This is a genomic window from Lysinibacillus sp. RU7 (assembly GCF_057837305.1).
Window position 1 is genome coordinate 147,537 of the sequence record NZ_JBYQFK010000007.1, and the last position, 6,417, is coordinate 153,953.

3 protein-coding genes are annotated in these 6,417 nt (G+C 36.9%); all 3 read left to right on the forward strand.

Features of this window, described 5'->3' with window-relative positions:
- Positions 1-54: 54 nt before the first annotated feature.
- The 3 genes from gyrB (at position 55) to AC3II9_RS07505 (ending at position 5,837) form a co-directional block, all read left to right on the forward strand.
- Positions 55-1,980: a DNA topoisomerase (ATP-hydrolyzing) subunit B gene (gene gyrB / locus AC3II9_RS07495; RefSeq protein WP_489154450.1), complete on the forward strand. Its 1,926-nt coding sequence runs from the start codon at positions 55-57 to the stop codon at positions 1,978-1,980.
- Between the two features lie 24 nt (positions 1,981-2,004).
- On the forward strand, positions 2,005-4,491 hold the full coding sequence (gyrA, locus tag AC3II9_RS07500) for a DNA gyrase subunit A (RefSeq protein ID WP_489154451.1): 2,487 nt from the start codon (positions 2,005-2,007) through the stop codon (positions 4,489-4,491).
- 254 nt (positions 4,492-4,745) lie between these two features.
- On the forward strand, positions 4,746-5,837 hold the full coding sequence (locus AC3II9_RS07505) for an HD-GYP domain-containing protein (RefSeq protein ID WP_489154453.1): 1,092 nt from the start codon (positions 4,746-4,748) through the stop codon (positions 5,835-5,837).
- The last annotated feature ends 580 nt before the right edge of the window (positions 5,838-6,417 follow it).

Below are 6,417 nucleotides of genomic sequence, written 5' to 3' on the forward strand. Positions count from 1 at the left end.
TTAATGTTATTTATATAGAGGCATACTGAAGTTACGAAAGAGTAGGTGGACAAGGTGGCTTTAGAGGAAAATAAAGTACAGCAAAATTATGATGCTGACCAAATACAAGTATTAGAGGGCTTAGAAGCGGTACGAAAGCGTCCAGGTATGTACATCGGTTCAACAAGTTCAAAAGGCTTGCATCATCTTGTATGGGAAATTGTTGATAATAGTATTGATGAAGCATTAGCAGGGTTTTGTACAGATATCACTGTAGCAATTGAGCCGGATAACTGGATTCGGGTTGAGGATAATGGCCGAGGAATTCCTGTAAGCTTGCAAGAGAAAATGGGCTTACCAGCTGTTGAAGTTATTATGACCGTACTACATGCTGGTGGTAAATTTGGCGGCGGCGGATATAAAGTATCAGGTGGTTTACATGGTGTAGGTGCATCTGTTGTAAATGCTTTATCTATTGCTACAGAAGTATATGTAAAACGTGATGGACATATTCATGCAATTAAATTTGAGCGCGGTCAAACAGTACAGCCTTTAAAGATTATTGGCGATTCAGAAGAAACAGGTACAGTAACTCGCTTTAAAGCTGACAGTGAAATTTTCCGTGAAACAACTACGTATGAATACGATATTTTAGCAACACGTTGTCGTGAATTGGCCTACTTAAATCGAGGCATTCGTATTATCATTCGTGATGAGCGAGAAACAGAAGTACGTGAAAATGTATTCTACTACGAAGGTGGTATTCGCTCTTATGTAGAACATTTAAATGCAAACAAAGAGCCTATTCATGATCCGATTGATGTTTCAGGTGAAAAAGACGGTATTTCAGTTGAAATAGCGATGCAGTATAATGCAGGCTTCTCATCAACGATTATGTCTTTTGCAAACAATATCAACACATATGAAGGCGGTACACACGAATCCGGCTTTAAAACAGCGCTAACACGTGTGATTAATGACTACGCACGGAAAGCTAACTTAATTAAAGATAACGAGGCTAACTTAACAGGGGAAGATGTTCGGGAAGGGTTAACCGCTATTGTTTCTGTCAAACATCCTGATCCACAATTTGAAGGGCAGACTAAAACAAAGTTAGGTAACTCTGAAGTCAGTCAAATTACGAACCAGCTATTTTCAGAAGGGTTTGAACGCTTTATGCTTGAAAACCCTTCTGTTGCACGTCAAGTTGTTGAAAAAGGAACAATGGCGGCACGTGCACGTGTTGCAGCGAAAAAAGCGCGTGAATTTACACGTCGGAAATCAGCGCTTGAAGTATCGAGCTTGCCAGGGAAACTAGCTGACTGCTCATCAACCAATCCAGCAGAATGTGAAATTTATATTGTAGAAGGTGACTCTGCAGGTGGTTCAGCAAAATCTGGTCGTGATCGCCACTTCCAAGCTATTTTGCCACTACGCGGTAAGATTTTAAATGTGGAGAAAGCACGTTTAGATAAGATTCTTTCCAATGCTGAAATTCGTGCAATGATTACAGCGTTTGGCACAGGTATTGGAGAAGAATTCAATTTAGAAAAAGCACGCTATCATAAAATCGTTATTATGACAGATGCCGATGTCGATGGTGCTCATATTCGTGTATTACTATTAACATTCTTCTTCCGCTTTATGCGCCCATTAATCGAAGCCGGTTATGTGTATGCTGCGAAGCCACCGCTGTATCAAGTGAAGCAAGGAAAGCATGTAGAATACTGTTATTCAGATAAAGAATTAGAAGAGATTTTAGCGCGTTTACCGAAAATGCCAAAACCGAATGTACAACGTTATAAAGGTCTTGGTGAGATGAATGCAGAACAACTTTGGGATACAACGATGGATCCAGAGCACCGTACATTAATTCGAGTAGAGCTTGATGATGCAATAGAAGCTGATAAAATTTTCGATCATTTAATGGGCGATGAAGTTGCACCTCGTCGTGACTTTATTGAGGAAAATGCAGTATACGTGCAAGACTTGGATATTTAGTGCAATTGGAAGGAGGTCCTTATTTTGTCTGATATTCAACATGGAAACATTGAATCAAGAAATATTACAACTGAAATTAAAACATCATTTTTAAGTTATGCGATGAGTGTAATTGTTTCACGTGCATTACCGGATGTACGTGATGGTTTAAAACCTGTACATCGTCGTATTTTATATGGTATGCAGGAACTAGGAAACACAGCAGATAAACCATATAAAAAGAGTGCACGTATTGTCGGGGACGTCATGGGTAAATTTCACCCACATGGGGACTCTTCTATTTACGAGGCAATGGTACGTATGGCGCAAGATTTTAGCTATCGCTATATGTTAGTCGATGGTCATGGTAACTTTGGTTCTATCGATGGCGATGGTGCTGCAGCAATGCGTTATACAGAATCGCGTATGTCAAAAATCGCGATGGAAATGCTACGTGACATCAACAAAGATACAATTGATTATGAACCGAACTATGATGGTAGTGAAAACGAACCAAAAGTATTACCGGCTCGTTATCCAAACCTTCTAGTCAATGGTGCTGCAGGGATTGCCGTTGGTATGGCAACAAATATTCCGCCACATCAATTAGGTGAAACAATTGATGCTGTATTAGCTATTTCAGAAAATCCAGCCATTACAACAGAAGAATTAATGGAGATTATGCCAGGACCAGATTTCCCAACAGGTGGGATTATTTTAGGTCGTTCTGGTATTCGTCGTGCGTATGAAACAGGGCGCGGCTCGATTATCATTCGTGCGAAAGTTGAAATTGAACAAACATCGAATGGGAAAGAAACGATTTTAATTCATGAATTACCTTACCAAGTAAATAAGGCAAAGTTAATTGAGAAAATTGCAGAGCTTGTTCGCGATAAAAAAATCGATGGTATCACGCATTTACGTGACGAATCAGACCGTCGTGGTATGCGTGTTGTAATTGAAATTCGCCGTGATGCTAATGCCAATGTTGTTTTAAATAACTTATTTAAACAAACGGCGATGCAATCGAGCTTTGGTATTAATATGCTGGCTTTAGTAGATGGCCAACCAAAAGTACTTAGTTTGAAAGAGATGTTATATCACTACTTAGAACATCAAAAGGTTGTCATTACGCGTCGTACAGCATTTGAACTTCGTAAAGCAGAAGACCGTGCTCATATTTTAGAGGGTTTACGTATTGCACTGGATCATATTGATGAGATTATTAGTATTATCCGTAGTTCCCGCAGTGGAGATGAGGCTAAACCTGTGCTAATGGAGCGTTTCAGCTTAACAGAGCGACAAGCACAAGCCATTTTAGATATGCGTTTAGTGCGCTTGAGTGGATTAGAGCGTGAGAAAATCGAAGATGAATATCAAGAATTACAAGTACTCATTGCAGAATTAAAAGCGATTTTAGCAGATGAGACGAGAGTCGTAGAAATTATTCGTAACGAGTTAACAGAAATTAAAGAACGATTCAATGATAAACGTCGTACAGAAATTACTTCTGGCGGTTTAGAAACGATTGAAGATGAAGATTTAATTCCACGTGAAAACTCTGTTGTGACATTAACACATAATGGTTATATTAAACGTCTAGCAGCGAACACATATCGTAGTCAGAAGCGTGGGGGTCGTGGTGTACAAGGAATGGGAACAAACGAAGATGATTTTGTAGAACATCTACTATCTACTTCTACACATGATACAATCTTGTTCTTCACTTCAAAAGGACGTGCATTTAAAGCGAAGGGTTATGAAATCCCTGAATTTGGACGTACAGCAAAAGGGTTACCAATCGTCAATCTGTTAAATATCGAAAAAAATGAGCATGTCACAGCCATGATTCGTGTAGAATCATTTGATAAAGATGCATACTTCATTTTTACAACGAAAACAGGTATTACAAAACGTACACCAGTGTCGCAATTCGCGAATATCCGTACAAATGGTCTAATTGCTATTAGTTTACATGAAGAGGATGATTTAATCTCAGTTCGTTTAACAGATGGACAGAAACAAGTAGTGATTGGTACGCATGATGGGATGTTAGTTCGTTTCAAAGAGGAAGATATTCGTTCGATGGGTCGTACAGCTGCAGGGGTCCGTGGTATTAAATTGCGCGATGGCGATTATGTAGTAGGTATGGAAATTTTAGAAGAAGGCCAAGAGATTCTCGTTGTAACAGAAAAAGGTTATGGAAAACGTACATCTGAATCTGAATACCGTCTACAAAGTCGCGGTGGTGTAGGTATTAAAACAATCCAAGTGACAGAAAAGAACGGACCGATGTGTGCGGTGAAGACAATTGGTGGCTCAGAAGATATTATGCTCATTACAATTAATGGTATGTTAATTCGTATGGATGTAAATGATATTTCTGTCATTGGTCGAAATACGCAAGGTGTTCGTTTAATTCGTCTTGGTGAAGATGAGTTAGTAGCTACAGTTGCAAAAGTAGAAAAAGAAGACACAGAAGATGCAACTGATATAGAAGATTTAGAAGAATCAGAAGCAACAGCTGAATAATCGTGAGAGAAGGGGTCGTCTGAAAAGACATTTTGAGGCGGAACCTTTGAGACGAGGATGGTGGCATTTTGATGTGACCACCGCAGGAGCAATATTTCTTAATGGGGAATTATTGAGGAGTAAAGGGGAGTCCAGAAATTTTCTGGACCCCCTTCTTTTTCAATATATGATGCAAAATATAAATTAGTTCTTACATTTGTTTACATACTTCGATACAATGAAAGAAAACTTTTTTGTTAAAGGTGGTTTTAACATTGGAAGCTACATATGTAAATATATCAGACTTAAGATTAGGGAAAGTTGTAGCTGAAGATATTTTTGCTAACACACAATATCCGATAATTTTAAAAAACACTAAAATTAATCATGAGCATCTTCATGTTTTCAAAGCATTTCATATAAATAAAGTGCTTATATTTAAAGGACGGGAAGAAATCCTTACTAAAGATGATGAAGAAAGAGAAGTAATTATAGAAGTACCTGTACCGACAGTAACACCGTTTGAACGTTCTTATAAAGAGGCTGTTGCTTATTTAAATAAAGAATTTAAAAATTGGCAAGCAGGAGCACGTGTTGATATTACAAAAGTTCGAAATGTCATGATTCCATTAATTGAAGGTGTACTAGAAAAACGATCTTATATATTTGATTTAAATAGTTATTCAAATGTAAACGATTATTTATATCATCATTGTGTGGCAACAGGCTTAATTGCAGGTGTGATTACACAAAAACTCGGGTATGATCGCGGAACAGCAATTCAAATGGCTATTGCAGGTATGTTAGCTGACTGTGGAATGGCAAAGATTCCAACCCGTATTCGTGAAAAGAAAACAACATTAACACCAGATGAGTTTGTAGAAATACGTAAACATCCTGAATATAGCTATCAGATGGTAAAAGGTTTAACAGCTTTAAAAAATGATATGAAAGAGGCAATTTTCCAACACCATGAACGTTTAGATGGAAGTGGGTATCCAAAAGGAGAACGAGGATCGGTCATTACTATTTATTCGCAAATTATTGCAGTAGCAGACGTTTTCCATGCGATGACAAGTGAACGCTTATATCGCTCGAAACAATCACCTTTTAAAGTCATTGAAATGATTAAAGAAGAAGAGTTTGGAAAGTTTGATATTAAAGTTGTTCAAGCGTTAATTGATATCATCGCCGATTTACCAATTGGAACACAGGTAGAGTTATCAAATTTAGAATATGCAGAAGTCATGTTCATTAATCGATATGCACTGACAAGACCGCTAGTAAAATTAATAAATACAGGTGAGATTATTGACTTATCGACTATTCGTAATTTCCATATTTCACGTATAATTACTAAAGGTTGATGATCTATTGAAAACTATAATTGAACTATCGCCATAGATATGCAGAAAAGAAAGCGAATTTTTATTTCTTTTGGTGGTCAAATTAGAAGAACCGCAAAGCAATAGAATATTAATCAGAAAGGGGAGTTACATGGTGTAATTCCTTCTTTATTTTTCATTAAGTATCGATATAGTTATTATATATTTCTACAATAGAGGTAAGTACAGTTAGTGCAAATGGATAGAAAACAACGGTATTCTTTTGTTCTATTGGTCTTGCATTAAGGGGTAGTATTTATATAGATAAATTATTTTATAAAAAGTATTGACTAATTGCTGGCGAATTGATATTATATTAAAAGTCGCTAAGATATTAAAAGTTTTTAAAAGTATTGACTTAATAAAAAAATGTTGGTATTATATAAAGACTGCTGTTGGAAATATAACAACAGAAAATAAAAAGTGTTGACATAACATTTATTGAATGTTAACATAATAAGAGTCGCTACCAAACAGAGCGCACAAAATGAACTTTGAAAACTGAACAAGCAAAACGTTAACAATAAATGTTTCTGAATAAGAAACAAAATTTTGGACATCA